The 25933-nt window shown below is 65.6% G+C and carries 27 protein-coding genes and 1 tRNA gene; 10 read left to right on the plus strand and 18 right to left on the minus strand.

All coding sequences use genetic code 11. The features are described 5' to 3' along the window. Positions 1–92 precede the first annotated feature (92 nt). The 3 genes from GRX03_RS10140 to GRX03_RS10150 all read left to right on the plus strand — a co-directional run bounded on the left by GRX03_RS10140 (position 93) and on the right by GRX03_RS10150 (position 3290). Positions 93–479: a winged helix-turn-helix domain-containing protein gene (locus GRX03_RS10140; protein ID WP_159764079.1), complete on the plus strand. Its 387-nt coding sequence runs from the start codon at positions 93–95 to the stop codon at positions 477–479. 121 nt (positions 480–600) lie between these two features. Then, positions 601–1632 carry a Brp/Blh family beta-carotene 15,15'-dioxygenase gene (locus GRX03_RS10145; RefSeq protein ID WP_159764080.1) on the plus strand — a complete coding sequence of 344 codons (1032 nt, stop codon included), beginning with the start codon at positions 601–603 and terminating at the stop codon, positions 1630–1632. Between the two features lie 125 nt (positions 1633–1757). Beyond that, positions 1758–3290 carry a phytoene desaturase family protein gene (locus GRX03_RS10150; protein WP_159764081.1) on the plus strand — a complete coding sequence of 511 codons (1533 nt, stop codon included), beginning with the start codon at positions 1758–1760 and terminating at the stop codon, positions 3288–3290. Here the strand turns inward: GRX03_RS10150 and GRX03_RS10155 are convergent, their stop codons facing one another. The 8 genes from GRX03_RS10155 to GRX03_RS10190 all read right to left on the minus strand — a co-directional run bounded on the left by GRX03_RS10155 (position 3291) and on the right by GRX03_RS10190 (position 11800). Beyond that, entirely contained in the window at positions 3291–3488 is a 198-nt protein-coding gene (locus GRX03_RS10155; RefSeq protein WP_159764082.1) for a hypothetical protein, read from the minus strand. Between the two features lies 1 nt (position 3489). After that, positions 3490–3927, minus strand: a complete 438-nt coding sequence (locus tag GRX03_RS10160; RefSeq protein ID WP_159764083.1) for an SRPBCC family protein — start codon at positions 3925–3927, stop codon at positions 3490–3492. 34 nt (positions 3928–3961) lie between these two features. Further along, positions 3962–5716 (minus strand): MutS-related protein, encoded by a 1755-nt coding sequence (locus GRX03_RS10165; protein ID WP_159764084.1) that lies wholly within the window; start codon positions 5714–5716, stop codon positions 3962–3964. A 39-nt stretch (positions 5717–5755) separates the two neighbouring features. Continuing rightward, on the minus strand, positions 5756–6274 hold the full coding sequence (locus GRX03_RS10170) for a DUF7283 family protein (protein WP_159764085.1): 519 nt from the start codon (positions 6272–6274) through the stop codon (positions 5756–5758). Then, entirely contained in the window at positions 6271–9852 is a 3582-nt protein-coding gene (locus GRX03_RS10175) for a DUF7286 family protein (RefSeq protein WP_159764086.1), read from the minus strand. Before GRX03_RS10175 ends, GRX03_RS10170 begins: the two co-directional genes overlap by 4 nt. Then, positions 9849–10760, minus strand: coding sequence for a DUF7284 family protein (locus tag GRX03_RS10180; protein WP_159764087.1), 912 nt, complete (start codon positions 10758–10760; stop codon positions 9849–9851). The genes GRX03_RS10175 and GRX03_RS10180 overlap by 4 nt, the downstream gene beginning before the upstream one ends. Continuing rightward, entirely contained in the window at positions 10757–11233 is a 477-nt protein-coding gene (locus GRX03_RS10185) for a DUF7285 family protein (protein WP_159764088.1), read from the minus strand. The genes GRX03_RS10180 and GRX03_RS10185 overlap by 4 nt, the downstream gene beginning before the upstream one ends. A 108-nt stretch (positions 11234–11341) precedes the next feature. Then, positions 11342–11800, minus strand: coding sequence for a DUF7311 family protein (locus tag GRX03_RS10190; RefSeq protein ID WP_159764089.1), 459 nt, complete (start codon positions 11798–11800; stop codon positions 11342–11344). 112 nt (positions 11801–11912) lie between these two features. Here GRX03_RS10190 and GRX03_RS10195 point away from each other — a divergent pair, with 112 nt between their 5' ends. After that, a complete protein-coding gene (locus GRX03_RS10195) occupies positions 11913–12395 on the plus strand; it encodes a hypothetical protein (RefSeq protein WP_159764090.1) in 483 nt (160 codons plus the stop codon). A gap of 11 nt (positions 12396–12406) precedes the next feature. Here the strand turns inward: GRX03_RS10195 and GRX03_RS10200 are convergent, their stop codons facing one another. The 3 genes from GRX03_RS10200 to GRX03_RS10210 all read right to left on the minus strand — a co-directional run bounded on the left by GRX03_RS10200 (position 12407) and on the right by GRX03_RS10210 (position 15521). Continuing rightward, positions 12407–14080: a histidine kinase N-terminal 7TM domain-containing protein gene (locus tag GRX03_RS10200; protein ID WP_159764091.1), complete on the minus strand. Its 1674-nt coding sequence runs from the start codon at positions 14078–14080 to the stop codon at positions 12407–12409. Positions 14081–14146: 66 nt separating this feature from the next. Further along, entirely contained in the window at positions 14147–14485 is a 339-nt protein-coding gene (locus GRX03_RS10205; protein ID WP_159764092.1) for a hypothetical protein, read from the minus strand. After that, complete coding sequence (locus tag GRX03_RS10210; protein ID WP_159764093.1) at positions 14475–15521, minus strand: zinc-binding dehydrogenase; 1047 nt, start codon at positions 15519–15521, stop codon at positions 14475–14477. The genes GRX03_RS10205 and GRX03_RS10210 overlap by 11 nt, the downstream gene beginning before the upstream one ends. A gap of 117 nt (positions 15522–15638) precedes the next feature. Here GRX03_RS10210 and GRX03_RS10215 point away from each other — a divergent pair, with 117 nt between their 5' ends. From GRX03_RS10215 to GRX03_RS10230, 5 genes are all read left to right on the plus strand, one after another. Continuing rightward, positions 15639–16265, plus strand: a complete 627-nt coding sequence (locus GRX03_RS10215; protein WP_159764094.1) for a MogA/MoaB family molybdenum cofactor biosynthesis protein — start codon at positions 15639–15641, stop codon at positions 16263–16265. 276 nt (positions 16266–16541) lie between these two features. Beyond that, the gene (locus tag GRX03_RS10220; protein WP_159764095.1) at positions 16542–17495 is read left to right on the plus strand and encodes a WD40/YVTN/BNR-like repeat-containing protein; all 954 of its coding nucleotides are present in this window, start codon (positions 16542–16544) and stop codon (positions 17493–17495) included. Positions 17496–17637: 142 nt separating this feature from the next. Continuing rightward, positions 17638–17722: transfer RNA gene (locus tag GRX03_RS10225), tRNA-Leu, on the plus strand. A gap of 203 nt (positions 17723–17925) precedes the next feature. After that, positions 17926–18084 (plus strand): DUF7838 family putative zinc beta-ribbon protein, encoded by a 159-nt coding sequence (locus GRX03_RS16555; RefSeq protein WP_201289215.1) that lies wholly within the window; start codon positions 17926–17928, stop codon positions 18082–18084. A gap of 1 nt (position 18085) precedes the next feature. Then, entirely contained in the window at positions 18086–18466 is a 381-nt protein-coding gene (locus GRX03_RS10230; RefSeq protein ID WP_159764096.1) for a response regulator, read from the plus strand. Between the two features lie 13 nt (positions 18467–18479). On the opposite strand, the gene gcvPB is transcribed toward GRX03_RS10230, so the two are convergent. Beyond that, positions 18480–19916, minus strand: a complete 1437-nt coding sequence (gene gcvPB / locus GRX03_RS10235; protein WP_159764097.1) for an aminomethyl-transferring glycine dehydrogenase subunit GcvPB — start codon at positions 19914–19916, stop codon at positions 18480–18482. A 55-nt stretch (positions 19917–19971) separates the two neighbouring features. Continuing rightward, a complete protein-coding gene (gcvPA, locus tag GRX03_RS10240) occupies positions 19972–21306 on the minus strand; it encodes an aminomethyl-transferring glycine dehydrogenase subunit GcvPA (RefSeq protein ID WP_159764098.1) in 1335 nt (444 codons plus the stop codon). A gap of 121 nt (positions 21307–21427) precedes the next feature. Here gcvPA and GRX03_RS10245 point away from each other — a divergent pair, with 121 nt between their 5' ends. After that, on the plus strand, positions 21428–21625 hold the full coding sequence (locus GRX03_RS10245; RefSeq protein ID WP_159764099.1) for a XapX domain-containing protein: 198 nt from the start codon (positions 21428–21430) through the stop codon (positions 21623–21625). Positions 21626–21633: 8 nt separating this feature from the next. Here the strand turns inward: GRX03_RS10245 and GRX03_RS10250 are convergent, their stop codons facing one another. The 5 genes from GRX03_RS10250 to GRX03_RS10270 all read right to left on the minus strand — a co-directional run bounded on the left by GRX03_RS10250 (position 21634) and on the right by GRX03_RS10270 (position 25425). Beyond that, positions 21634–22005, minus strand: a complete 372-nt coding sequence (locus GRX03_RS10250; RefSeq protein WP_159764100.1) for a hypothetical protein — start codon at positions 22003–22005, stop codon at positions 21634–21636. 63 nt (positions 22006–22068) lie between these two features. Beyond that, positions 22069–22905 (minus strand): 2,3,4,5-tetrahydropyridine-2,6-dicarboxylate N-succinyltransferase, encoded by an 837-nt coding sequence (locus tag GRX03_RS10255; RefSeq protein WP_159764101.1) that lies wholly within the window; start codon positions 22903–22905, stop codon positions 22069–22071. A gap of 151 nt (positions 22906–23056) precedes the next feature. Continuing rightward, complete coding sequence (gene dapB, locus GRX03_RS10260; protein WP_159764102.1) at positions 23057–23809, minus strand: 4-hydroxy-tetrahydrodipicolinate reductase; 753 nt, start codon at positions 23807–23809, stop codon at positions 23057–23059. Beyond that, the gene (gene dapA, locus GRX03_RS10265) at positions 23806–24726 is read right to left on the minus strand and encodes a 4-hydroxy-tetrahydrodipicolinate synthase (RefSeq protein ID WP_159764103.1); all 921 of its coding nucleotides are present in this window, start codon (positions 24724–24726) and stop codon (positions 23806–23808) included. The genes dapB and dapA overlap by 4 nt, the downstream gene beginning before the upstream one ends. A gap of 249 nt (positions 24727–24975) precedes the next feature. Then, the gene (locus GRX03_RS10270; RefSeq protein WP_159764104.1) at positions 24976–25425 is read right to left on the minus strand and encodes a DoxX family protein; all 450 of its coding nucleotides are present in this window, start codon (positions 25423–25425) and stop codon (positions 24976–24978) included. Between the last annotated feature and the right edge of the window lie 508 nt (positions 25426–25933).

A 25933-nucleotide genomic window follows, 5' to 3' on the forward strand; every position in this document is an offset into this window, starting at 1 on the left:
GACCGGCACCCCGGTACTTAAATTACCCCCGATATCAGTGGTAGGAACTGGTTGGGATGTACCTAATATGTACAGATATGAACCACCCATCGATGACTGGTCCGCACGGCGGTCCGGGCGGCGAACGGTCGCAACTGACCGAGGAAGCCGAGATCGAGTCCCTGCTCGGCACGCTCGAAGATTCCGACTGCCGTGCGATCATCGAGGCGACGACGAGCGAGGCGCTGTCGGCCAGCGAACTCTCCGACCGCTGTGATCTCCCGCTGTCGACGACCTACCGGAAACTCGACCAACTCACCGAAGTCGGCGTCCTCGACGAACGGGTTCGGCTCTCCCGTTCCGGCCAGCACACGAGCGAGTACACGCTCCAGATCGAGTCGATACAGCTCTCCGTCGACCCCGAATCGGGCGTCGTCCTGCAGATCTCCGACGACCAGCCCCTCCAGTCCGACGGTTCGCTGGTGGCCGGCGCCGACTGAACGACCTCCGTTTTCCCGCCGACCCTCCCGTCCGTAACGCTTCGCTTTCGCCTCTCGTTTCACTTCAATCCCCTCCGTGTTGTGGGTGCTTCCTTAGGACCGTTCCAGCCAACATACAGGTATGAGTACGACCGTCTCCGTCTCCCGCGAGCGGATGCGCTGGCAGCCGGAAACCCTCGCAATCACCGCCGCCCGGCTCTCACTGCTGGTTCTCACGGTCGGGTTCGCCGCCGCGGCGGTCCTCGGCTTCTCGGTTCCGATGCGAACGCAGATGATCGTCTATCTCGTGGGAATGGTCGCGCTCAACCTCCCCCACGGGGGCTACGAGCACTTCACCAACCTCCGCCACCGGGGACTCCCGTTCGGCGCGCGGTACGTAGGTATCTACCTCCTCGCCGTCGCTGGCTTCGTCGCACTGTTTTTTCTCGCGCCCGTCTCGGCTCTCGGGATCGCGTTTGCGACGGCCGTCGCGAAGGGCGGTCACGGCGACCTCCACGTCATGGACGCTGTCGTCGGCAGCGACCACCTCAAGTACCGTCCCCAGCGCGCGCTCGCGGCGCTCGTCAGGGGCGGAGCGGTGATGATCCTCCCGCTGTTCCTGTGGCGAGATGTCTACATCGGGTTCTCGCAGTTGATGGTCAGCATGTTCGATCCCGGCGCGATGGGAGCGGTCGCGACCCGCATCGAGACCGGCGCACCCGTCCTGCTCGGCGGGTACGCCGTCGCGCTGGTCGCCCATCTGCTCGGGGGCTTCCTGACCGGGGGGTTCTCCCGCGACTGGCTCCGGGATGTCGGTGAGACGGGTCTGCTCGTCGCCTACTTCACCGTCGTCCCGGTCGTCATCTCGATCGGGCTGTACTTCCCGCTGTGGTACTCGATGCGCCAGTCCGGGCGGTCGGCGGTCGCACACCGCGCCGAACCCGACGACGGCCTCTCGACGGGCGCGATCTGGGCCGTCTTCGTCGCCGGCGCGTTCATGACCGGGACGGTGGCGGCCGCGCTGTATCTCGTCGCCCCGAACCCGCTCGGGGTCGGCAACCTCCTCGGCGGACTGGTCGCGTTCTACACGATTTTCATCTGCGTGGTCGCGATGCCTCACGTCGTCGTCGGACAGTGGCTGGACCGGGACCGCGGGATCTGGTACGTCCCCTGAACGGCTCGGATCGACATTTTCCTCCGTCTACGGCCGACAACTGATCCGGAGCACCGGGTTCGGCCCTTCAATCCCCCCGCTATCCGGGTCTGCGGTTCTCACCCATACAGTCCTACAGCTAGACGATGAGCGACCCAGCACTCTCCGGAGAATCGGTCGGTATCGTCGGGGCGGGAATCGGCGGACTGGCGGCCGCGGCGCACCTCGCCGACGCGGGTGCAGACGTGACGATCTACGAAAAACAGCCACAGGTCGGCGGCGTCGCCGGGGTCATCGAGGAAGACGGCTTCCGGTTCGACACCGGACCGTCGTGGTATCTGATGCCCGGGCTGTTCGAGCGCTTTTTCGAGCAGTTCGGATACCAGCCCGAGGAGCTCTACGACCTCGTTCGGCTCGACCCCCATTACCGGATCTTCTGGACCGACGGCGACAGCGTCGATATCCCGGCCAACACCGACCGAGCCGTCGAACTGTTCGAGTCCTACGAGGACGGCGCCGGCGAGGCCTTCGAGGCGTATCTCGAGGAATCTGCCGAGACCTACGAGATCGGGATGGAGCGGTTCGTGGTCCCGAACCGGAGTCGATTCCGCGACTATCTCTCGGCAGATGTCGCCAAATCCGCCCGGGGACTCTCCCTGCTCGGGACGATGGACGACCACGTCGCGGAGTACTTCGACAATCCGAAACTCCGCCAGATCGTCCAGTACACGCTGGTCTTCCTCGGCGGCGCTCCGCACAATACCCCCGCGCTGTACAACCTGATGAGCCACGTCGATTTCGAACTCGGCGTCTACTACCCACAGGGCGGGATGTACGCCGTCGTCGAGGCGATGGAGTCCGTCTGTGAGGAACTGGGCGTCGAGATCAACACGTCGACGCGAGTGATGGGGCTCGAACCCGTCGAGAGCGGGGTCGCAGTCGCCCACGACGGGGACACCCGGGCTCACGACCGCGTGGTCTGTAACGCACCGATCGCCCACGCCGAGCGCAAACTCCTGCCGGATCACGCCGTCGACCGCGACCCGGAGTACTGGGAGCACAGAACGTACGCGCCGTCGGCGTACATGTGTTATCTCGGCGTCGACGGCCCGCTGGAGAGCCTCGAACACCACACGCTCGTCCTCCCGACCGACTGGGACGACCACTTCCACTCGATCTTCGAGGCCCCCGGCTGGCCGGACGACCCCGCCTACTACGTCAACGTCCCCTCTCGTACGGATCCGACGGCCGCCCCCGAGGGCAAGGAGACGGTGGTCGTACTCGTCCCGATTGCGCCCGACCTCGACGACGACGAGGCCGCCCGCGAACGCATGCGGGCGGACGTACTGGACTCACTCGCCGAGCACGCCGGCGTGGACCTCCGCGGGCGCATCGAGTTCGAGCGCGAGATGTGCGTCTCCGACTACCGCGAGCAGTTCAACAAACCCCAGGGGACCGCGCTGGGGCTGGCTCACACGCTGTTTCAGACGGGACCGATGCGACCCTCCCACCGAGCGCCCGGCGTCGACCGCCTCTACTACGTCGGCGGCGACGCGAACCCCGGAATCGGCGTCCCGATGTGCTTGCTCAGCGGCGAGCACGTGACGGAGACGATCATCGAAGATGCGACCGGATCGGGGTTCGTCGACTCCGTTCTGCCCGAACAGCTCCGACCCTGATCACCGTTTCTCTCTGCGGGCGGCAACCCAGACGACCGCGGGTGCGACGACCAGCCAGAACGCGCCGACGAGCAGAAACAGCGGGTTCTCCGTCGCCGCTGCCGTCCCGACGGCTCCGATACCGACCACGAGCCCACCGGCGACGAGGAGTTGATAGAAGCCGTCTAACCCGGCAAACCAGCGGATGTATCGCTCCATCTCAGTCCTCGGATTCGAGTTCCCGCTTGAGGTTGTCGAGTGTCTTTCGCAACTGGCGTCTGTTGTATCGCTTGACGACGGGTTCGGCCGCCGCCGAGAGCACGCGGCCGGGGATGTCGTACTCCGCGCTGTAGGTCACTCTCGTCCTGCCGTCGAGGTCCTCGAACCGGAGGTCGATCTCCCCGGTGAGTCGGCCCCGCATCTCGAAGCGCATCCGCTCGTTTTCCTCGTGGATCTGTTCGACCAGTTCCCCGTCGATGCCGACACCGGCCATCTCGTAGGTGTGTTCGAGTCGCTTGCCGCCGTTGTCGAGCGGTTCGACGTTCCGGATATCGGTGATCCCGGGCGTGATCGTGGCGTGATTGTGCGGGTCGTCGAGATACGCGAAGACCTCGCTCACGGGCCGGTCGATCTCGATGGACTCGCTGACTGCTGTCATCACCCCCGTTTCGGGGCGGACGGACAAAAAGCGGTCACTCCATCCACTTCGCGTCGACGAGTGTCCGCTGGACGGCCTGCTCACCGACCGACTCGGCGAGTGTCTCGTAGCCGGCCCGCTCCCCGCGGTCGCTGGCGTCGGCCACCAGCCGTGAGACGATGAACTCAGGTGTCGACCGCCCGACGGTCTCGAACCGCGGCTGGTAGTCGACCTCGAGGTCGAGGTCCGGAGTCAGACCTTCCGCGAAGATTCCGTCCGTCCGGGCCTCCGCGGGAAGCGGTTCGAGGTCGTCGGCCAGGTGGGTGACGAACACGCCGAGTGCTTCCTTCTCGACGGTCAGCGTGACGAGTCCGTGCAGCAGGTCGGCGGCGCTTCCCGGTTCGGTGATCGCCTCGAACTCGTCGACCAGCATGAGCGTCCGCCCCGAGTCGGTCAACGGCGGGACCACCGAGCGAAGCGTCGACTCCAGTACACCGGCGTTGAAACTCGCGTGGCGACGGTGGAAGACGATCCGCTCGACGACGTGGATCTCCGCGCTGTCGGCGGGTACGGGCAACCCCATCTGCGCCAACAACTGCACCTGACAGAGCGTCTCCAGCAGCGTCGTCTTCCCGCCGCTGTTCGCACCCGTCAGGACCGTCACCCGGTCTCCGCTCGGCGGGGCGGTCGCACCGGGAACTGACAGCGAGTGTTCACCGACGGCGTAGGTGATCGGTTGGACTGTCTCGCCGGCGTCTTCGAGGAAGATGTTCCGGGCGTCGACGACGCCCGCCACCGGGCCGTCCCGGAACGTCGGCTCGGTTAGCTCGAACTCGGCCGCGAACCGCGCCAACGAGACCGACAGCGCGATCTCCTCGACGGCAGATACGGCCCGGTCGATATCGTCCCGGGCCCGTTCGAGCATCCCGTTCAGCTCCCTTCGAACCTCCTGTTCGCGCTCGTCGGCACCTCCCCTGAGGTCGTCCGCGAGGCTTCTGAGCGTCTCGCCGACGAACGCCCGCGCGTCGGCGGCCTCCTGGGGCATCGCCTCCCGGACCTTCGTCACGTCGAGCCCGCTCTCCTGTGCGATTTCCCGCGCGAGCGACTCCTGCAACTGGTCGGTTCCGCGGGCTCCCGACTGTACCTCTTCGAGCACCGTCTCCGGAGCCGCGCGCAGGTCCTCGACCGCACCGAGTTGGGTTCGCAGGCGGTCGAGCCGCTCGTCGGCGCCCTCGGTCACGCCGCCGTCGCCGTCCAGTCCGGTAAGTGCCGTGACCGCATCCTCCAGCGCGTCCGCCGAGAGGTCCCCCAGCGGCTCGAACACGCCGGAGTCGAGGCCCGCGTCCCGCAGCGACTGTGCGGCTTCGACGGCGCCGCGCTCGCTGTTTTCGGCGCCGTCGTACCGCTCGAAGGCCCCGACGACGGTGGATCGCTCGTCTTCGGAGAGTGACTGCCAGCTCTCCCGTGCCTGCTGTACGTCGTCAAGCCGGTCGGCCATCGCCGCCCGTTCGGACAGCGGGGTCAGGATCCGGATCCGATCGGCCGCGCCTTCGGTGACGGCGTACTCGCTCATGATGTCGAGTAGCTGCTTGTAGACCTGCCGGGCGTCGCGGGTCGCCAGCACGTCGAGCGCCGCGCCGCCGTGGGCGTGGCGGAGAATGCGCGTCGCCCGACCGCGAGGTAACCCGGCGTCGGTCAGCGCGCGCACGTCGCCGGCTTCGATCGCCTCAACTGCCGCTTCGGCCCCCAGACTCTCGACGAGCAGGTCACGGGTCTTCGGCCCGATTCCCCAGTACTCCTCCAGTCGCATCGACTGAGCAAGGCAGTGCCAGCGTCTTTTTCCTGTCGGTCACGTCCCGACGAGGACGACCTGCTCGCCCGCGATCTGAACCGACCGGATCAGCACCCGCCCGTTCGTTTCCTGCCACTCGACTCCCCGGCGGTCGGCGTCGGTCCTGAGGTCGTCGAACGCGGCTCTCAGGTCCCGCTCCGTCTCGAACGCCGCGCGGCGCTCGATAACCTCCTCCGGATGCGCCCCCGCGAGCAGTGCCTCGCCGGCATCGCGGACCGGGCCGTCGGCCGCATCGACCGGCGTCATCGTCCCGAAGGCGATGCTCGCCTGGGTTGTTCCGCCGTCGTTTCGGAACGCGAGCTGTTTCGTCCCGATCCGGGCCTGGTCGGCGTCGACCTCGTGGCTGACGCTGGTCCCGCGCTCGCTCGCCGCAACACGGTCGACCGTGTTGGCAGCGCCGCTCGCGTCCGGTGGCGGTTCAGCCGGGAGGCCGGCCACGACTCCGGCGACGGCGACGCTCACCAGTACGACACCGACCCAGGTGTACCACGAGTCCGCCGGGGCTTCGACGGTCATCGTCCCCTCCTAGAGCCGGTGGTGGCCGTCCCGCTATCACTGAACTCCCCGTCACAGTGGATCGCCTCCTCAGAAACGTCCCCGACGACGGGCCAGGTCGGGGAACACTCCGGGTCTCTGTCGTCCCGGTCACCGACACCGATCCCGCCCGGCGGGACGACGACGATCAACACCGATTTACCGGAAACCGAGATCGGTTCCACCGAACCGAGCCGTCGGTTCTTCCCGGCAACCTCCCGCTTGACGGTCCGATCCTCCCTGACGTACGTCGTCCCCGTCGCCGTCGCTGGCGTTCCCACGTTTGCCGACACCTCGAATCGCGCGTACTCCGCTTCGACATCGATATTCCACGCGTTGACGGTCGCGAACCAGTGGCCCGGGACCGGGAGTACCGGCATCCCGGCGGGAACACGAACTGGCGTCCTCGTCCCCGCGACCCAGTTGTCGTAGTTCCCGATGTCGAAGGAGTTGTTGTTCACGGCGGCGTCGAATCGCTTCGCGACGATCTCTTTCGAGACCGACTCCAGGGTCTGTCTGATCTCCGTGTCGAGTTTCTCGACCGTCTTCGTGTCCGACAGCGTCACGGCGTGTTCTGCGGCGGCGTCTCGGACGACCTGCTGTGCGGAGGAGTTTACGATTGCCCGCCACTGCTGGTAGTCCAACCCCGTCGCGGCGTTTGGCCGGGAGTCCTCTCCGACCGCTGCTGCGACCCGCCGGACGATTGCCGGCTTGATCTCACCGCTCGCGATGGCGTCGGCGGTCTCTACAGTTCCGCCGTACCCGTCCACTGCTGCGGTGACCGCCGTCTGAATCTCCTCACTGGCCCTGTCTCCCTCCGTGTCTGCCTCCATCTCACACGTCTCTCGGGTGCAGTCTCTCGGCACGACGACACAGGAGTCGCTCTCGCAGTCGTCCGCTGATCGCACGAGTTCGGTATCGCTGTCCGCGGCCGTAACGTCCTCCGGGTACAGGTGGAAGGTCATCTGTGCCCCGACAGCCTCGCTGTACTCCTGTATGGAGGACCGGACCGCTGACGACAGCTCCCCGTTGAGCCGCGACAGTTTCTTCGGGTTCCCGTGGTCGGGATCGGCGTTCGCCGCGTCTGTCGCTTTGTCGCCGGCGACGAGGGCTTCGCTCGCCGTCTGGAACGTCAGTTCCGCGTCTGGGTTGCTCACCCCGAGAACGTTTCCGATCTTCCCCAGCAGGCCGTTCACGACGGAATCGTACGGCAGTTTGAGATAGTTCTTGTTTCTCGCCGCCATCGGTGCGAACTGCTCGCCGCTGTCGACGGCCGGAACCGTCTCGCTTGTGACGTTCTCGGTGACGAGATACGTCGGTGATCCGGATACCTCGTAGGTGACGTTCTCGGTCAGCGACGACGATTCGAGTGGAACCGGCTCGGGCGGCGTCGCCGTGACGCCCTCCTGGAGATACCGGATCGCGTTGGCGATTCCCATGTCTGGGAGTTGGTTGTCGATTTCGTCCATCGCCGACCCGTGTGCGGACTCGATCCGTCCGAGATAGCGTTCGAGAGCGGCGAAGTAGGCGTACCGCGCCTCGTAGACCGCTTTCTGTCCGATGCTCTCGAACGGCTCTGTTCGGTGGAGATACCGCTCCTTCCGTTCCTGGACTTTCTCCTCGAGTTCTCCGTACGGCCCGGTTTCGCTCCCGTCGTGGACGAGTTCCTTTCGCTTGAAGGTGTGTGTGATGTTACTCACCTGTTGCCGGATCTGTCTGAGGTCGGCGAGGACAGTTGCTACGAGGACCTTGCGTGAGGAATGGGGCACGTCGACTGTCTCCCGTCTGTTGAACTCGAGATCCGCCTCCGACTCGGCGTTCGACCACTTCGACGCGAGCGTCGACTCGACGTGCTCCTCGACGGTGGCTCGGGTTCGGTCACCGCGTCGCTCCCCGTGGCCCCGTCCGGCTGTCCGTGTTGTCCCCTTCGGCAGATCGAACACGCCCTCGATTGCCCGAGGGCCGGGATCGCCGTAGTTCTCGAACCTTCCGCCGTCAGCACCCAGCGGTACCGTTCGATCTGTTCCCGCCCGCGCGATTCCCGGTCCTGAATCGTAGACGTACCTCTCGGTAACCGGAACATCCTCGCCGTTGTACTCGTCGACTCTGGCCCTCGGGTGTAGTTCGCCCTCCTCGACCGTGATCTCGAACGCGATCCGCTCGGTCCCGCTCGCCGTCGTCACCACCGTCTTCTGTCCGTCGGTCGTCTCCCGCAGGTGTCGTTTCGTCTCCTCGTGTTCGATCTCGACGACCCCCTCGACGGCGCGATACTCCTCGTCGGATTCTGGTTCGGTGATCCGTTCGACGGTGACATCGACACCCTGCGGTTCCGTTTCGACGACGTAGCTGTTGATCGTCTTCGGCGGGGCGTCGTGGCGGAACACCGGCTCCCGCACCGTCTCGGTGTGCAGATCCGTCTCGACGGTCACCTCGTAGATTCGGTCGATCACCCCCTGGATAGAGGTCGACCCGGATCCCGAGGCGAGATCTCGAATCGGGAGGAGGCTCGTCCCGTTGACTCCGATCGTGTGTGTTGTATCCATTCCGGGCGCCTCTCCGAGCAGATCCATCACGCCCGGGGAGTCCGGAACGTCGCCGGTCGCCTGGTTGCCGAACAGCCACTTGCTCGCACTGCAGAGTGTCCCCGACAGATTTGTTCCCTTGTCTGCGTGGTCGTTGTACAGTCCCTCGGCGTCGTGCATAGCCATGCACAGCCACCCTCGCCGGATCGCGTTGTTCAGCTCTGGATCGGCCGCGCCGAAAACGTCTTTCTGTGTTCGGTAGATGGCGTCGTTCGCCGCCGGGACAATATGCCGGTTCGAGATCACTTCCGTCACCGGTAAGCCGCTGTACTGTGCGTAACCGCGCGCCCAGCCGAGTGCGTAGATCCTGGCGTTGAATCGCTGTGTGAACCCCGGTTCGGTGAGATCGGCGTCGAGGCGCTGCTGGTAGGTCTGTGTCCGGTCGTGAAGCTCGTACAGCGGTGAGGCCACGGCGACAGTGACCGTCTCTGTCTCCGTTTCGATTTCTCTCCCGTCGCTGGTGGCGACGGTCTCGACGCCCGAGATCTCGGCTTCGATCACTCCCGACTCGACTCCGTCAGTCTCGGACCCGGGTCTGAGCGTCACACGGTCGACCGCGTCCGCAAAGTCCTCGCTGTCTTCGATCTCGGGCAATGTGACATCCGTCTGCACCTCACCGACGGTCTGTCCGGCGTCGTCGAGTCGCCGCTGGGCTTCGAGATAGAACAGCGCTTTCAGATATCTGTCGAACGTATCACCCTCGGCCAACACCTCCCCGTACGGCGTCTCCGCCGGATCAGTCACCGGCCGCGTGGCGGCCTGTTCGGTGGCGGCCGTCAGCGCGGTGGTCAGCGCCGTTTCCGTCGCAGATTCGGTCTGTTCGAGTGCGCGGTCGGCCTCCCGCGGGGGCGTTGGCTCCGGTTGGGTCTCGACCTGGAGGACGACGGTGCCGCTGAGCAACAGCAACGCGAGTCCGATCAGCGCGAACGGGACCCGAGCGCGGCGGTCAGTCACCAGTGCGGCGACACGCCCGCTCATGGCTCCCACGTCCGAACTGTGATCGTAACCGTCCCGACCGTGAGCGAGCGAGCGGCGGCCCGTGGAGTCTCGAATCGCTGGCGGAGTTCCGGTTTCATCTCGGCCGCCAGCGCCGCGGCCAACTGCTCGTTTGCGTCGGCTGGTTCCGCGTCGGCCTGTTCGATCTCGTCACGAATGGCCTCGGTGGTGCTGTCTTCGAGCAGCTCTGACAGCCGCTCGTACCGGTATCGGGTGAGTACCGACGACGACCGATCCGCTTCGAGGGCGTGTTTCGACTCGACAGCGGGGAGATACCCCTCGATCGTCGCTCGGGCGATCAGGTCCGCGACTGCGCCGTAGCCGCCCCCGTCGTCGACGGCTTCGAGTGCCTCCGCACGGACGGGGTCGAATCCGCTGGAGACCGTCAGTTCGCTGGTTCGGATATCCCTGTCCGGCGGCGGGTCGGCACCCACCGTGGCAGTCCCGCCGACGACAGCCTCCGGGTACGGCTCCCAGTGGGCGGCGACGCTCGTCTCGAACTGTGTCCCGGCGAGGTGATTTCGTAACTGGTTGTCGACGGCATCTCGGTACTGTCGACCGGTAGCAGTCACCCGTTCGGAACGGATCGTTAGATTCGCGACCGCCGCGGCGGCGACGTGTGCGGCCACGGTACCGTGGCTGATCCGCTGGCTCCGCAGGTCTTCGTCGAGTTCCTCGGCGGCTCTGGCTTCCTCCAGGACCGGCTCGACCGAGTACGAGACGTTGAACGTCGACGTGGCCAGGACGGCCGCAGTCCGGTCGGCGTCGAACTGCTGTGGCTCCGGTTGTTCCGGGAACGTCACTGTCGAGAGCACCAGCACGGCAATTCCGAGAAACGACAGCGCGAGCGCCACGTCCACGACCGTATTGATCGCCCGGTCCCGGGTCATCGCCACACCTCGACTGTGAACGTCCCGGGTCGTTTGTCACCGGGGCCGACCCGAACTGTCACCGTCCGACGCACCGTTTCGGCGTCGTCCGGGACCGCTTTCGTCGTCGGCTCTCCGGACGCACCGAATATCGCCCGTCCGGCGCGCTTCGTGGTTCCGCTGGCGTCGATGTACGTGACTGTGACTGCGACGTTGTACCCTTCGGGAAGCGTCTCCGGGGGCACGTCGTTCCGAACCGGTGTCTCGGCGTCGAACGTGCCGTCTTCGCTCACTTCCTCCCAGAGCGCGTCTGCCGTCGGTTCACCGGGCGAGCGCTCTGTTCCTGTCGTCCCGATGATGTCGGTCACCAGGACGACGTATGTGCTGATGACGAGACAGACCAGCGAGACGGCGACGAGTGCGGCCAGCGGCTCGCTCTGTCCCCGCCGTCTCTGCCGGCTCCATCTGGTACGATCGCTCCGTGACGGTGCCATGTGTCGCGGGCTCTGGTCCGACTTTCGTACTTAATTGTACGGCCGCCGGCCGATCGAGTCCCCCACCTCCCCGGCCACCGCGTGCTGGAGACCGTGGCCTTCTGCCGGCTAATCGACCGTGTCGACGACTACAATCGGATCGCCGGATTCTCTGGCGACGAGTCGCAACACGAGTGTCTGTTCTCCGCGCCAGCGTGTCAGGTCGACGGGGCCGCCGTCCGCGTGACGGATCGGTACGTCGAGGGTGCGCTCCCGGGTCGGGCCGCCTCGAACTCGGTAGACGACCCGCGTCGCCTCCGCCCCTGTGATCCGCTCGAACCTGATCTGCTCCGGTTCGGCCCGGATCGGTCGTTGATCGTGCACCTCGACAGTCACGATCCGTTGCGGTGCCGGTCCGGCGGGCGGCACTGTCTCCTCGTCGTACAGTTCAGACGCGGCGGATTCGACCGTCTGAATCTCCGCCCGCACGGCCTGCTCGCCTCTGGTGGTCGCCACCTGATCGACGGCAGTGGCGGTCATCCCGAGCACCGTCGCCGCGAGCGCGAACGCGAGCACGTATCTGATCACGACAGCTCCCCTCCGGCTGACATTGCCCGCTCTGGTTCCGTGCTGGTACTTGAACCTCCGGCCGCCCGGAGCGCTCCGTACATTCAAGTACCGGAACGGGGCCACTTCGGGTGTGCCGAGTGGATTCAGGTCCGACGAACGAGCGGTGGAAGGGATGCCGATCAGGCTTCTGGTCGCCGTCACCGTCGGCGTGGCAGCGTTCGGACTGCTGGTGCCGATGGCAGACCAAGTTGAGCAGGCCGACCGCACCGAACTCACGGTCGAACCGGAGCCTCGACAGGTCACCGTCGAACCCGGCGATACCGCGACAGTTCGCCTCGACGTCGCTACGAGCGACGGTCAGCCTGTTCGGGCAGCGACGCTGGTCGTCACGGGTCGTTCGGTCTCCGTGGAGAACGGCCCACTAATCTTCGAGACGGGCGCAAATAGCACCGTCTCCTTCGATATTGGAGCGAGTCCGACCGCCGACGTTCGACTCTCGTTTCGCCCTCAACAGAGCCACGGGACTGTCCAGCTACGGATCGTCCCGCCGTCGAACTCCGAGTACGTGGACGACCTCTCGAACCCGGATCTCACCGTCCGCCGGACCGGCTGACAGCCCCGCACTCACTCGGTTTCCCGGGGGAGCCGTACCCGGACAGTACAGCCCTCGTCGTTCCGGAAGGAGACGGTCCCGCCGGCGGCCTCGACCACCCAGTTGACGAACCACAGCCCGACGCCGCTCGAGTGCCGCAGGGCGGTCTCTTCTCCGGAGCGGATCGTCTCGAACTCCTGTGGTTCGATTCCGGGGCCGTTGTCGCTGACCTCGATCACGGCGTGGCTCTCGGTCGTCTCGTCGTCGACCCGGAGTTCGACCCGGGGGTTCGGGCTGTCGTTGTGTTCGATCCCGTTGCTGAGCAGTTCCTCGAAGGCGGCGACGACGGCGTTCCCACCGGAGACGACGAGCGACTCCGGGAGATCGAGATCGACGGTGCCGCCCTCGAAGTCGAGGTTGCCGGCTTCGTCCTCGCCGCGCAGTTCGGCCGCGATGTCGATCCGCTTGCGCTGATCGGTATCGAGCATCCTCGAGAGGCGCCCGAGTTTGTTCGAGCGGGCGACGATTCCGTCGACGGCTGCGATGGCGTCGTCGAGGTGGTCGTGGGCGTCCTGGCTCTCGATGGTCGTCCCCGCGAGCTCGATCTTTCCCCGAACGAGGTTCAACTCGTTGCGGATGTTGTGCCGGAGGAGGCGGTTGAGCACGTCGAGACGCTGTTCGCGCTGGCGACGCTCGGTGATATCACGGAGACTCAACACGTGCCCGGAGACCGCCCCGTAGCCCCTCGTCAGCGCCGACACGCGAACGTCGTAGTATCGTCGCTTCCCGTCGCGTTCGAGATCGATCTGCGCTTGTCCCTGCTCGTCGAGTAACGCACCGAGTGTGGGTGCGAGTGCCGAGATGTCTCGGCCGAGACCCTCCTCGACGGTCGTTCCGAGCAGCCGTTCGCCGGCGGGATTCGCGTCCACGAGCCGCCCGTCGTCGCTCAGAATGAGCACCGCGTCTTCGAGTTCAGTCAGCGCGGCCTCGCGGCCGAGTTCCCGAGTTGCCGGCGCGACGCCTTCAAGTTCCGCCTCGAAGACGGCCACGGCCAAGACGAGCGCGGCGAGGACGTAGCCGACACCGCTGGGGTCGATTCCCGGCGGCACCAGCCCGAAACTGTACAGCGCGTTTAGGGTCAGCGGGACCGTCACCCCGACGAGCAGCACCGTCCCCTGCCACCGGTACAGCTGATTCGAGCGCAGCACCATCCGCACTAACACGGCCGCTCCGACGGCGAGCAGAAGATACGAGTAGACCTGGTGTCCCCAGAACGCGAGGCCGAACGCCGCGTCGAGCGCCTCGAAAGTTCCGTAGGAGACGCGTTCGACGCCGCTCCAGACGAGCCGGTGGTCGCCGTTCGTCCAGACGAGCCACCCGAAAGCCGCGGGTTCGACCAGCAGCGCCGGAAAGAGCCGGGCCGGGACTCTGCGGTCGTTGCCGGTGTATTCGAGTACGAAAACGAGCCAGGCCGGTGGAAGCACCGCAGACACCGTGAGCGCGACCCCCATCCAGAGCTCCATCGTTTCGATCCCCGCCTGTGCGATCTTGAGTCCCTCGACGACGGTCCAGAGGCTCGCCGCTGTCGCGAAGGCCGCGAGCGGCTTCGCTCCGGCCCGGGCCCGGTATGCGACCGCGACGGCAGCGATACAGAGGCCGACGACGGCAGCGAGAAATACCAGCGGGAAGTACAACGAGTCGATCATCGGGGGCGCTCGCCACTTTGTCGGTTCGGCGTATAAGTGTACACGTCTGCGTCCGGTCGGCTGTACTCACTCCCCCGCCTGTGTCCGCACGGCGGCCCAGACAGCGATGATCCCGAGGGTGATCGCCGGAACCATCGGCAACGCGAGATACGCCTGCCGCCGGGTGAGGCCCAGCGAGGCGAGCAGCGACTGCGCCTGTGGAATAAACAGGATCAGCACCGGGATGACGAAAAAACAGATCAGCACTGCACCGACCAGCAGCCAGCCTCGCCAGTCCATCTCCTCGGCCGGTTCGACCGATTTCGGCCGGCCGGTCTGCTGGCTTCCGCGTGGCTCGGAGGAACCGGACGACTCCGCCCGCCCGTCGGATGACTCTTCAGTTCCCTGTTCGGGATCAGCTGTCATACACGCTGTCTGGCTTTACGACCACCTTCCCAAAGCCTTCACGCTCCTCGATGATCTCGTGTGCGCGGCTCGTCTCGCTCATCGGCAGCACTTCCCGGATCCGGGGTTCGAGTTCGCCCTCCCAGACCAGATCGAGCACCTCGTTCGCCTCGCTCGGGGTCGCCATCGTCGAGCCGATGATCTCGAGTTGGTTCCAGAAGATGCGGTTGATATCCGTCTCGGGGCGGCCGCCGGTCGTCGCCCCGCAGGTGACCAGTCGACCACCCTTGGTGAGGCTTTTCAGCGAGTTCTGCCACGTCTGGGCGCCGATGTGATCGACGACCATGTCGACGCCGCGACCGCCAGTCATCTCTCTGATCTCGTCCGCGAAGTCGTCTTCCTCGTAGTTGATGGTGTGGTCGGCACCGACCTCGCGGGCGTACTCCAGTTTCTCCTCGCTGCTGGCCGTCGCGTAGACCTCCGCGCCGGTGTAGTCGGCGATCTGGACCGCGGCGTGGCCGACCCCACCGCTGGCACCCAGCACGAGTACGTCCTCGCCGGCCTGCAGTTCACCGCGCTCGATGAGCATCCGCCAGGCCGTCTGGAAGACCAGCGGCGAGGCGGCGGCGGTCACCCAGTCGACGCCCTCCGGCACCTCGACCAGGTTCGATTCCGGCAGGGCGGCGTACTCGGCGTGGACGCCGCGGACGTGTTCGCCGATGATGTGGAACCCGGGCGACAGCGTCTCGTCGCCGTCGTGGTCGAACTCGTAACCGTCGCTCGGCACGCCGGCGAGCAGCGCCACTCTGTCTCCCTCCTCGAAGCGTGTCACTCCCGGCCCCGTTTCGGCGACGATGCCGGCGCAGTCACTGCCCGGGATGTGGGGCATATCCAGATCCAGCCCCGGCATCCCTTTGCGGGTCCAGATGTCGAGGTGGTTCAGCGCGCCGGCCTTGACCTCGACGAGAACCTCTCCTCGGCCGGGTTCTGGATCCTCGAACTCCCCGTACTCGATTACCTCCCGATCACCGTGCTCGCTGAACTGGACAGCCTTCATATCCGGGTACACGTGGAGTGTCCCCAAAATGGTACTGGTCGACCACTCTGATATTGGCAGTATGATATCTCTGGTTCCGCCGTGGGACTTTTTTGTCGGCCGGGTGTCGACACATATATGGTCGATTTTCAGTCCCGTGAACCCCGGACCCGGACCGAGGACGAGGACTCCGACTCGGAGTCCGCAGACGCCGACGGCGAGACGGCAGAGGAGGAGACCGAGCAGGCGGCCTCAGAGGCGCAACCGGACGAACAGGTCGCATATGCCGTCGTCACCGTGACTGACGACCGCTCGCTCGGGGAGGACACTCAGGGGGACACAGTCGTCGAAGTGATCGAACAGTCGGGCGCGACGGTCGTGACCCGTGATCTCATTCAGCCGTCCTACGACGGGATCCAGAACACGCTCGCGACACTCGCCGAGCGCCGGGACGTCGATATCGTCGTGACAATCGGCGGAACAGGGGTCGAACCCGACGACGTGACCGTCGACGCGCTCGACCGGCTCTTCGAGAAACGGCTGCCCGGATTCGGCGAACTGTTCCGCCGACTCGCCTACGACCAGCACGGCACCGGCGTTGTGGGGACTCGTACCACGGCGGGCGTGATCGACGGTGCCCCGGTGTTCGCGGTTCCCGGTACCATCGACGGTGCGGTCCTCGCCACCGAAGAGATCATCATTCCGGAGGCGCCGGCGCTCGCCGAGGATGCCTCGATGCAGTCGTCCGACACGGCCGTTCGCTAATCCAGATTGGGTTTATATTCTACAATTAAACGGGAGAATAAAATATACAAACGGTCTTTTTACGCTGTTTAATGGATCGAATTGGGCCTCGATCAAATTGCGCGACTGTTTGCGATAATTTATCCGCCGTTCGACCCCCTCTCACGACAAATATCCGAATAGTCGGGATTTCCCGGCTGAGACGGTTTGTACGGTCGGATAAACGCTTTTAATCGTCTGAAGACAGCCGAACGGAATTCCCCTACTAAGTGGGTATAGCCCCCAGCACCAACTGCGATGTTCGAGCACGAATCCGCTACGCGACGCACAGTACTCAAGGGAGCAGGCGCGGCCGCTGCCGCGACGCTCGTCCCGATGGGGGTCTCAGCCGCCGAGTCGGAGTGGACTGCGGTCGAGTCCCCGACCGGAAACACGCTTCACGATGTCGCGGACACGGCCGCGGGAGCGTACGCGGTCGGTGGTGGTGGCGTCGCGCTGCGCCGCACTGCGACCGGCTGGGAGAAGGTCTTCGACGGCGGGCCGACCGGCAACGGAAACAACCTCTACGGCGCAGACGTGACCGACGACGGCAAGCGACTGTGGGTCGTCGGCTCCAGCGGCGCGATCGGCGAGTACGACGTGGAGACGGGCGTGCTGGTCGACCGCTCCGCGCCGAACGACGTGACGAACAACTTCAACGACGTCTCGGTCACGGGTGAGGCCGGCAGCGCGAACGTCTACATCGCGGGCGACTCCGGAAAGATCTACTCCAGTTTCGAGAACGGCGTCGAAGGCTCGTGGGACGCGACCACTCCCGGCTCCGGATCTGCCATCCAGGCGATCGACTTCTTCGGGCCGCGAAGCGGTCACGCTATCGACGGCAACCAGTCCGTCTTCGTCACCGACGACGGCGGCACGTACGACAAGATCGGCATCGCGGACGCCGACGTGAGTCTGTACGGTCTGGACTCCGACGCCTTCGACGACATCTGGATCGCAGGCGGCAACGGTACCGTCTTCGAGTACGTCGATACGCAGTGGGTCTCCGCGAGCACGAACGACACCCAACTGCAGGACATCGTCGTCTCCAACGGCTCTGGCATCACCGTCGGCGGCGGTGGCGGGGTCTACGTCTACGACGGCGAGAGCTGGGAACCCAGCGCGACGCCGGTCGGGGACAACCTCAAGGCTGTCATCCAGGGCTCGGTCGACATCGCCGTCGGTGCCGGCGGGACGATTCTCGAACGGTAACCGCCCTCCAGAGCTGCCGCCCTCCCGCTGACACCTCCCGGCCCTCCGGCCTGTTCCCTATCTACCGAGGTCCGGCTCGTTTCGACTTTCCGGACGAGCAATCCGTAACCGCTTTTCGGCTCCCCGACAGAGAGACGGATGCGCGAGGGTGGCTGAGCTAGGCCAAAGGCGGCGGGCTTAAGACCCGCTCCCGTAGGGGTTCCTGGGTTCGAATCCCAGCCCTCGCACTCCTTGAGAGAGTTCGCACTCGACCGCCACATCTCTGGTTCCGACCCCGCCAAGAATCAACTCTGCAAACCAGAGAGTGCGCCAGCAAACCCGATATCGGTCGGTACGGCCCCAGCATTACCAGTCTCGGTTTAGCGTGCTCGCTGTTGTTCAATCCGTGAAAACCGAACACGATATATTCCAGAAGACGCAATATCGAAGCATGGAGTTAGAACGGGACTGTCCAGAATGTGGGGCATCGGAGTTCTACCGGGCTGCAAGCACGGAGATGCACCTCGGTGAGAAAGTCAAGTGGCACTGCACAGAGTGCGACTACGGGTTCGTTCAGATCAACGACACAGTCGACAGCGCAACCGCCTAAGATGGCCGCCGAGATCGACGTGCTCGTTGTCGACGAAGACGACGATATGCTCGAACTGACGGAGACCTTTCTGGAACGCGAGAGCGACGCGATCAGCGTGACGACCGAGAAACACCCGCCGACTGCCGCCGAGCGACTCGAAGACGGCGAGTTCGACTGCGTGGTCAGCGACCTGCGCATGCCCGAGATGGACGGGATCGAACTCTGTCAGGCGGTCAGAGAGAAGCGGCCGGAGCTGCCGTTTTTCCTCTTTACCGCCGCCAGTCCCTCGGACATCGAGTCACAGGAGGGCAGCGACCAACTGAGCGGGACCGTCCAGAAGGGGACCGGAACGGACCACTACACCGACCTCGCGAACCGGATCGAAGCGGCCAGCGAGTGAGCGTCGGGGTCGCTCACTCCGAGTTCTCAAGCGCCTGCCAACTGAGCTGGGGTGAACGCGCGGCGCTCACCTGATCGATCCGCCGGGCGCTGGTCCGCTCCGGCGCGGCCTCGATCGTCTCCCGATCCTCGTCGGCCACGGCGTCGAACGCGGCGGCGAGTTGATCGAGCGTCCGCTTGTTTTCGATCTCTGTCGGCTCCGTCATCAGCGCCTCGTCGACGATTTCGGGCCATTTCGTCGTCGGCGGGTGGACGCCGTAATCGAGCATCCGTTTTGCCACGTCTGCGGCGTCCTGATCGCCGGCGCTCGCGACGAACTCGTGGTGGAACGGGCCGAACGGCACTTCGTAGTCGATCTGTTCGGCCAGGTAGTTGGCGTTCAACACGGCCTTCGCGCTCGCATCGCGCAGCCCCTCGTCACCGAGGCGGGCGATGTACGCACAGGTCTTGATCAGCACGAGCCAGTTGCCCTGGAAGCCGTGCACTTTGCCGATGGAGCGCTCGGGCTCGAACAGTTCGTAGCCGCCACCTCGCTTTCGGACGTGTGGCTCCGGCAGGAAGTCCGTTAGCTCTTCGACGACGCCGACTGGGCCGGCGCCGGGTCCGCCGCCGCCGTGGGGCGTGGCGAAGGTCTTGTGCACGTTGTAGTGCATGATGTCAAAGCCCATGTCTCCCGGCCGCGCCCGGCCGAGCAGGGCGTTCAGGTTCGCGCCGTCGTAGTACAGCAGTCCGCCGGCATCGTGCACCATCTCCGCAATCTCCTCGATATCGCGCTCGAACAGTCCGAGGGTGTTCGGGTTCGTCAGCATCAGCAGTGCGGTCTCGTCGCTGATCGCCTCTTCGAGGGCGTCGAGATCGACGCGCCCGTCCTCGCCGCTGGGTAGTTCGACGACATCGAAGCCGGCGAGCGCCGCGCTGGCGAAGTTCGTCCCGTGTGCGCTGTCCGGGACGATGATCTCCGAGCGGTCGTCGCCGTTGTGCTCGTGGTAGGCCTTGGCGATCAGCACGCCGGTGTACTCGCCGGCCGCGCCCGCCGGCGGCTGGAGAGTTACGTCGTCCATGCCACCGATCTCCGCCAGGTACTCCGCGGTCCGACCGAGCAGTGCGAGCGTTCCCTGAACGGTCTCCTCGGGTCGGTCCGGGTGGACGGCGGCACTGGGATGGGCCGCCAGATCCTCCGTGAACTTCGGATTGTATTTCATCGTACAGGACCCGAGCGGGAACGGCCCGCTCTCGACCCCGTAGTTCATCTGCGAGAGCCGGGTGTAGTGGCGGGCGAGCTCCGGCTCGGAGAGGTCCGGAAGCTCCAGTGAGTCCCGCGTGAGGTCGTCCGGCAGCGGCGTCTCGATGTCGACCTCGCGGCTGTTTTTCTCCGAGAGCAACGGCTCGTAGCCGTCCTCGTCGCTCCACCGGGCCTGGTCGTACCGGATCTCCGGCGAGTCGTCGCTCATGCGACCACCCCCGGATCGACGGTCCGGCGCCGTTGCGTTCGCTCACCGCGTCCGCTCATGCAACCACCTCCGTCACCGCCTCGACCAGTCCGTCGATCTGTTCGACGTTCGTATCCGTGACACAGCACTGTATGAGGTGATCGTCGACCGCGTGCACCGCGTACCCCTCCTCGGTCAGTTCCGAGGCGATTGCGGGGGCGGGCTGGTCGGTCCGGGCGAGGAACTCCCGGAAGTGATGGCGGTCGTGGACCGGCGCGGAGATGCCCGTGACGTCGTCGAGTCCGTCGGCCAACCGATCCGCTCCGGTGATACAGGTCCGAGCCAGGTCGATCAGTCCTTCCGGGCCGAGATACGCGGCGTGGATCGCCGTCCGCAGGGCGACCCAGGCCTGGTTCGTGCAGATGTTGCTCGTCGCCCGCTCGCGGCGAATGTGCTGTTCGCGGGTCTGCAGCGTCAGGGTGAACGCCCGCCGGCCGGTGCTGTCCTCGCTCGCACCGACGAGACGGCCCGGCACCTGCCGGAGGAACTCCTTCCGCGTCGCGAACATCCCGAGACCCATGCCGTAGCTGGTTCCCATCCCGAGCGTCGCCGCGTCACCGATCACCACGTCGGCGCCGGCGGCGGCCGGTTCTTCGAGCACCGACAGCGCGACGGGATCGGAGCCGAGCGCGAACAGCGCCTCGTGTTCGTCGGCAATCGCCCCGAGGTCGTCCAGCGACTCCTCGATCACGCCCCGGACGGTCGGACTCTCGGCGTACAGCAGGAGCAGGTCGTCGTCGACGAGGTCGCGGATCGCCTCGACGTCGGCGACGCCGTCGTCCATCGGGTAGCTCTCGACGGCCAGGTCGGCGCCGTCGGCGTAGTTTTCGAGCACGCCGCGGGTGCCGTCCGGGAGGTGTCCGGGGACGAGCACGCGGTCGCCGGTCGTCGCCCGGACTCGCGAGGCGAGCGTCGCCGTCTCGCCGAGCGCCGTCGCGGCGTCGTACAGCGAGCAGTTCGCCACCTCCAGTCCGGTCAACTCGACGAGCATCGACTGGTACTCGAACAGCGCCTGCAGAAAGCCCTGTGCGATCTCGGGCTGGTACTGCGTGTACGAACTCAGAAACTCCTGGCGGTCGGAGAGGTGATCGACCAGCGAGGGGACGTAGTGGTCGTAGTGGCCGCGGCCGAGAAACTCCGTCAGGTCGTCGTTCCGACCCAGAATCGCTCCGAGTTCCTGCCGGACCGCCTGTTCGCTCCGCGGTTCGATTCCCAACTCGCCGTCGAACCGAACCGGCTCAGGGATATCGAAGAGGTCGGCCTCCGTCGCGACGCCGACCGCGTCGAGCATCTGTTCCGTTTCGGTGGGGGTGTGTGGTGCGTAGGGACTACCGGTATCGTGTCCGCCCATCGTACCTGTACTTGGGCTGGACGTATGGAATGGTTTCGGTTCGTTGCCTCGAGCCAGTCCCCCGACGCCGATCGGAGTCGGAGTCCCGTGACTTATTATCGCGACCGGCATCCTGGTACGCATGGTCTCACAGGTCGCTCTCGCCCTGCTGACTGGACTGTTCGCCGGTGCCCTGTTCGGCCTCGTTCAGACGCCGATTCCGGCACCGCCGAATCTTCCCGGAATCCTCGGTATCGTCGGCATCTTCCTCGGCTACCGCGCCGTCGAGTATCTCGACATCCAGATCGACGTGCTCGGCGCGCTCTCGGGGCTGTTCTGAGTGGGCTCTCACTCCCCGGTGCCACCTGCCCCCTCTCGGTAGCCCCGCACGAACGCCGACCCGACGAGCGCGCCGATCGCGACGGCGACGATTCCCCAGATCCCGAGTAGCTCGCGGCCGCTCGCGAGCGGTGAGAGCGTGATCGCGATCGCGAGGAAAAAGAGAATGACGGGAATCAGTCGGACCCGAAGCGTCGAGAGTCCGTCACCGCTCGTCGTGGCCAGCGCTAACTGCGGGAGCGCGTACCAGAAGCCGCCGAGATAGATGAACGCGAGCAGTCCGGTCCAGCCGCCGAGCAGACCAGCGGACTCGATACCGACGGCCAGCGCAGTTCCGACCCCGCCCGAAACCAGGACGACAATCGTCTCACGGGAGACCATGCTCCGTCTCTCGGCTCTCGGCAGTAAAACAGTTCCTCTCGATGGTCGCCGGTTACCAGCGGCTTACTCCCGCAGTGCGTCCTCACGCTCGGTTCCTTCGAGGGTCTCCTCTTCGATGTGCGTGGCGACGACCGCGGGCTTGTACGCGCCGCCGTCGAACAGGTCGTGGTCACCGACGGAGGATTCGACGTAGCGGATGAACGCTCGCCGTTCCGGGGGCAGTTCGCCGTAGCGGATTTCCCCCTCGACGAGGTCGTAAACCGGAATCCGAGGGGTCAACAGCGTGTTCTCCCCGACGACGCTGTTCTCGCCGACGATGAACCCGGAGGTCACCCGGCAGCCGGCGCCCAGCGAGACGCCGTCCTCGATGATGACCGGCGCGTCCTCGACGGGTTCGAGGACGCCGCCGATCAGCGTGTTCGCGCCGAGTTTCACGTCGTCACCGATCTGCGCGCAGGAGCCGACCGTATCGCAGGAGTCGACGAGCGTGCCGTCCCCGACGCGGGCGCCGATGTTGACGAAGGATGGGCTCATCATGATCACGTCCGAGCCGATGTTCGCCCCCCGGCGAACGACCGTCCCGTTCGGCGTGTTTCGGGAACCGCGGTCGCCGTACTCGTCGGAGTCCGCAAGCGGCAACACGTCGTTGTAGGTCACGTCGCCGTACTCGTACTTCGAAATCTGACGGAGCCCGAAGTTGAGGAGAACGCCCTGTTTGACCCACTCGTTGACCTCCCACTCGCCGCCGGATTTCTCCGCCGCACGGATCTCGTCGTCTTCGAGCGCGTCGAGAAAGTCACCGAGGACGGTCAGGTCCTCCATGCTCGTCTCCGCGTCGATTTCGTCGTTTTGGTACTGACTCCAGAGGTCTTCGATCTCCGATTGGAGGCTCATACTCATACCTCGGCGCGTCCGGACTTGGCGGTAACGGTCTGCTCCGGCCCGGCGGTTCCGGATCGCCTCGCGGCGCGAGACTATTCGATGATCGGAGCTACGCACTCGGCGCGCTCGGCGGCGTCAGTTACGTACCCAAGCGGCGAGGAGCGAGCGCTCAGGCGTCGATCACGTCGCCGAACTCGTAGCGGCCGGGTCCCTGATCGACCAGCCAGACCGCCGCATCGAGTGCGCCGGCCGCGAACACGCCGCGGTCCTCCGCGCGGTGTGACAGCGAGAGCACTTCGTCGTTGCCGGCGAGGATGATCTCGTGTTCGCCGCGGATGTCTCCGGCCCGGCGGACGAGCATGCCGACCTCGTCGTCCTCGCGGGGCTGGATTCCCTCGCGTCCGGGGACGGTGTCGAACTCCCGGTACTCGCTGATCTCTTCGAGAATCGTCTTCGCCGTGCCGCTCGGCGCGTCGCGTTTGCCGTTGTGATGGGTCTCCATCACCTCGACGTCGTACTCTTCGAGCGCGCCGAGCGCCGGCCCGAGCGTCCGCAGCAGGGCGTGGATCCCGCGTGCGAAGTTCGTCGCCTTCAACACCGGGACGGCGTTGCTCGTCTCGTCGAGTACTGCGCTCCCGGCGTCGTCGAAGCCCGTCGTTCCGACGACGAGCGCGACGCCGGCCTCGGCACACGCCTCGGCGACGTTGATCGTTCCCTCGGGGACGGCGAAATCGATCACCGCGTCCGGAGCGTGTTCCGCAATCGCTTCGGCGGCCTCGCCCGGTTCGTAGACCGGCACGTCGAGGTCGGCTTCGCTCGGGGCGATCCCGAAGGTCACGGACACGTCAGCGCGCTCGCTCGCACGCTCGCGGATCGCTTCGCCCATCCGGCCCGTGATGCCGTTGATTCCGACCGTCGTCATGCGTCGTAGCGCTCGAAAGAGGTTTCGTACTCCGCGAGCAGCGATTCGAGCCGATCACGGTTCTCGGGCGTGATCTCGGTCAGCGGCGACCGGAGGTTTCCGGCGCCGTACCCGCGGATCTCCATCGCGGCCTTGACCGGGATCGGGTTGGTCTCCCAGAACATCCCGCGGAACAGCGGCCCGAGGTCGTGATTCCGCTCGCGCGCGTGCTCGAAGTCGCCATCGAGCGCCGACCAGACGAGGTCGCTCATCCGCTCGGGTTCGATGTTCGCGGCGACGCTGATACAGCCGGTGCCGCCGACCGAGAGGATCGGCAGCGTCTCGCCGTCGTTGCCCGAGAGCACGTCGAACTCCTCGTCACGTGTCTTCTCGACGATTTCGCTGACCTGATTGAGGTCGCCGCCGGCCGCTTTGAACCCCCGGATGTTCTCGTGGGTCGCGAGTTCTGCGACGGTCTCCGGTTCGATGTTTCGGCCCGTCCGCGAGGGGACGTTGTAGACGATCTGTGGGAGATCAACCGCGTCGGCGATTGTCTCGTAGTGTGTGATCAGTCCGCGCTGTTCGGGTTTGTTGTAGTACGGCGAGATCAAAAGCAGCGCGTCGGCGCCGGCCTCCGCGGCCCGCTGTGAGAGGTCGAGAGCCTCGTCGGTGTTGTTCGAGCCACTTCCCCCGATGACCGGGACATCGACCGCGTCGACGACGGCCTCGATCACTTCGATGTGTTCGTCGTGCGAAACTGTCGCGGACTCGCCGGTCGACCCCATCGGAACGAGGCCGTCGACACCGGCTGATTCGAGCCGTTGGGCGTCCTCGCGGAGTGTCTCGTAGTCGATGCTTCCGTCGTCGTTGAACGGGGTACACATCGCCGGGTAGACGCCGGCGAAGGTGTCCGCGCTCGGTGGCAGATCGCGTGTCATAGCTGGTGTGGGTGGTCGTCGCTGATACTGACTGTTGGTCGTGAACTGTCCTGTACTCGTCGGTTCACGGTCGAGCGATGACCCGGGACGGAGTCGCCACCTCCGCCGCGAGTCGGGTCATCGCTTACGCTTCGAGAAACCCACCACACCAGCCGCTCGGCGGCCGCGCGCGCCGATTGCGGTCGTGGTGTGTCGCATGTACGATACTGGTCGGATCAGGAATATATGCGTTTTGGTCCCGCGCGGGGTTCAGAACAGTCCGATATTGACCGCGTAGGGCCACTCGAGGAGGCCGAGAACGACGAAGGAGAGCGCGCCGCCGGCCAGTCCGATGTTCTTCAGGAACTGTGTCATCTCCGTCTGCTGGTCCTCTTCGTCGACGGCCCAGAAGTCGTGCATCGTCACCGCGGCGATCAGCAGGAATCCGGCCAGCGCGGCCCCCGCGAGGACAGGCGCTACGCCGAGTACGATGCCAAGCCCGCCACCGACGAGCACGAGTCCCGAGACGATCACCGAGAGCTTCGGCGCCGGGAGGCCCTTGAACGAGGCGTACTGCGCCATCTGGTCGACCTGCATGAAGTGATTCAGTCCCATGAACGCGAGCACTGCACCGAACAGCACGCGTGTCACGAGAAACAGTTCGTCTCCGCCTGCCTGCTCAGCTAGCTGTAACGGAACGAGATCGATTTGCGGTATCATTTTGCAACTTACTATAACCGCGATACCGATATATACGTTTGCTATCACAAACTTCAGTACGTGACACGGATGATACCGTGCTCGTTGCACAGTTCCGGGCACAGCGCTCGCGAACGTATCTGCCCAGTCATACGATGGATAGTCCTCTTCCGAGTACTCGGGTGACCGGGGGTTAGAAATGTCCTAACTCCCGGGTAAGCCCGGATTCATCGACGACGCCGAGCCCTCGAACAGCGAACGAATCCCTCTCAAAAGCGTGGTTGCTGTCGGGTCACACCGCTCGCTGTCGTCTCGCGGCGGTCCTCTCCGAGAGCACTCCGGTCTAACCCGATGTCGACGAGCCCGCCGAGCACGGTGTCGAGTGGGGCGAACCCCCGACGCGCGGGCGACCGACGAACACACGCAAGTCCGTCGCTCCCGGGGACTCCTCGACGCTCTCGGTCCACGGGGTCACGCCGCAGTTCGCGGGTCCGAGATGCGCGCGAGGCGGAGGGGACCGACGGACTCC

The organism is Halovenus carboxidivorans (assembly GCF_009831575.1).
Classification (GTDB): Archaea; Halobacteriota; Halobacteria; order Halobacteriales; family Haloarculaceae; genus Halovenus; species Halovenus carboxidivorans.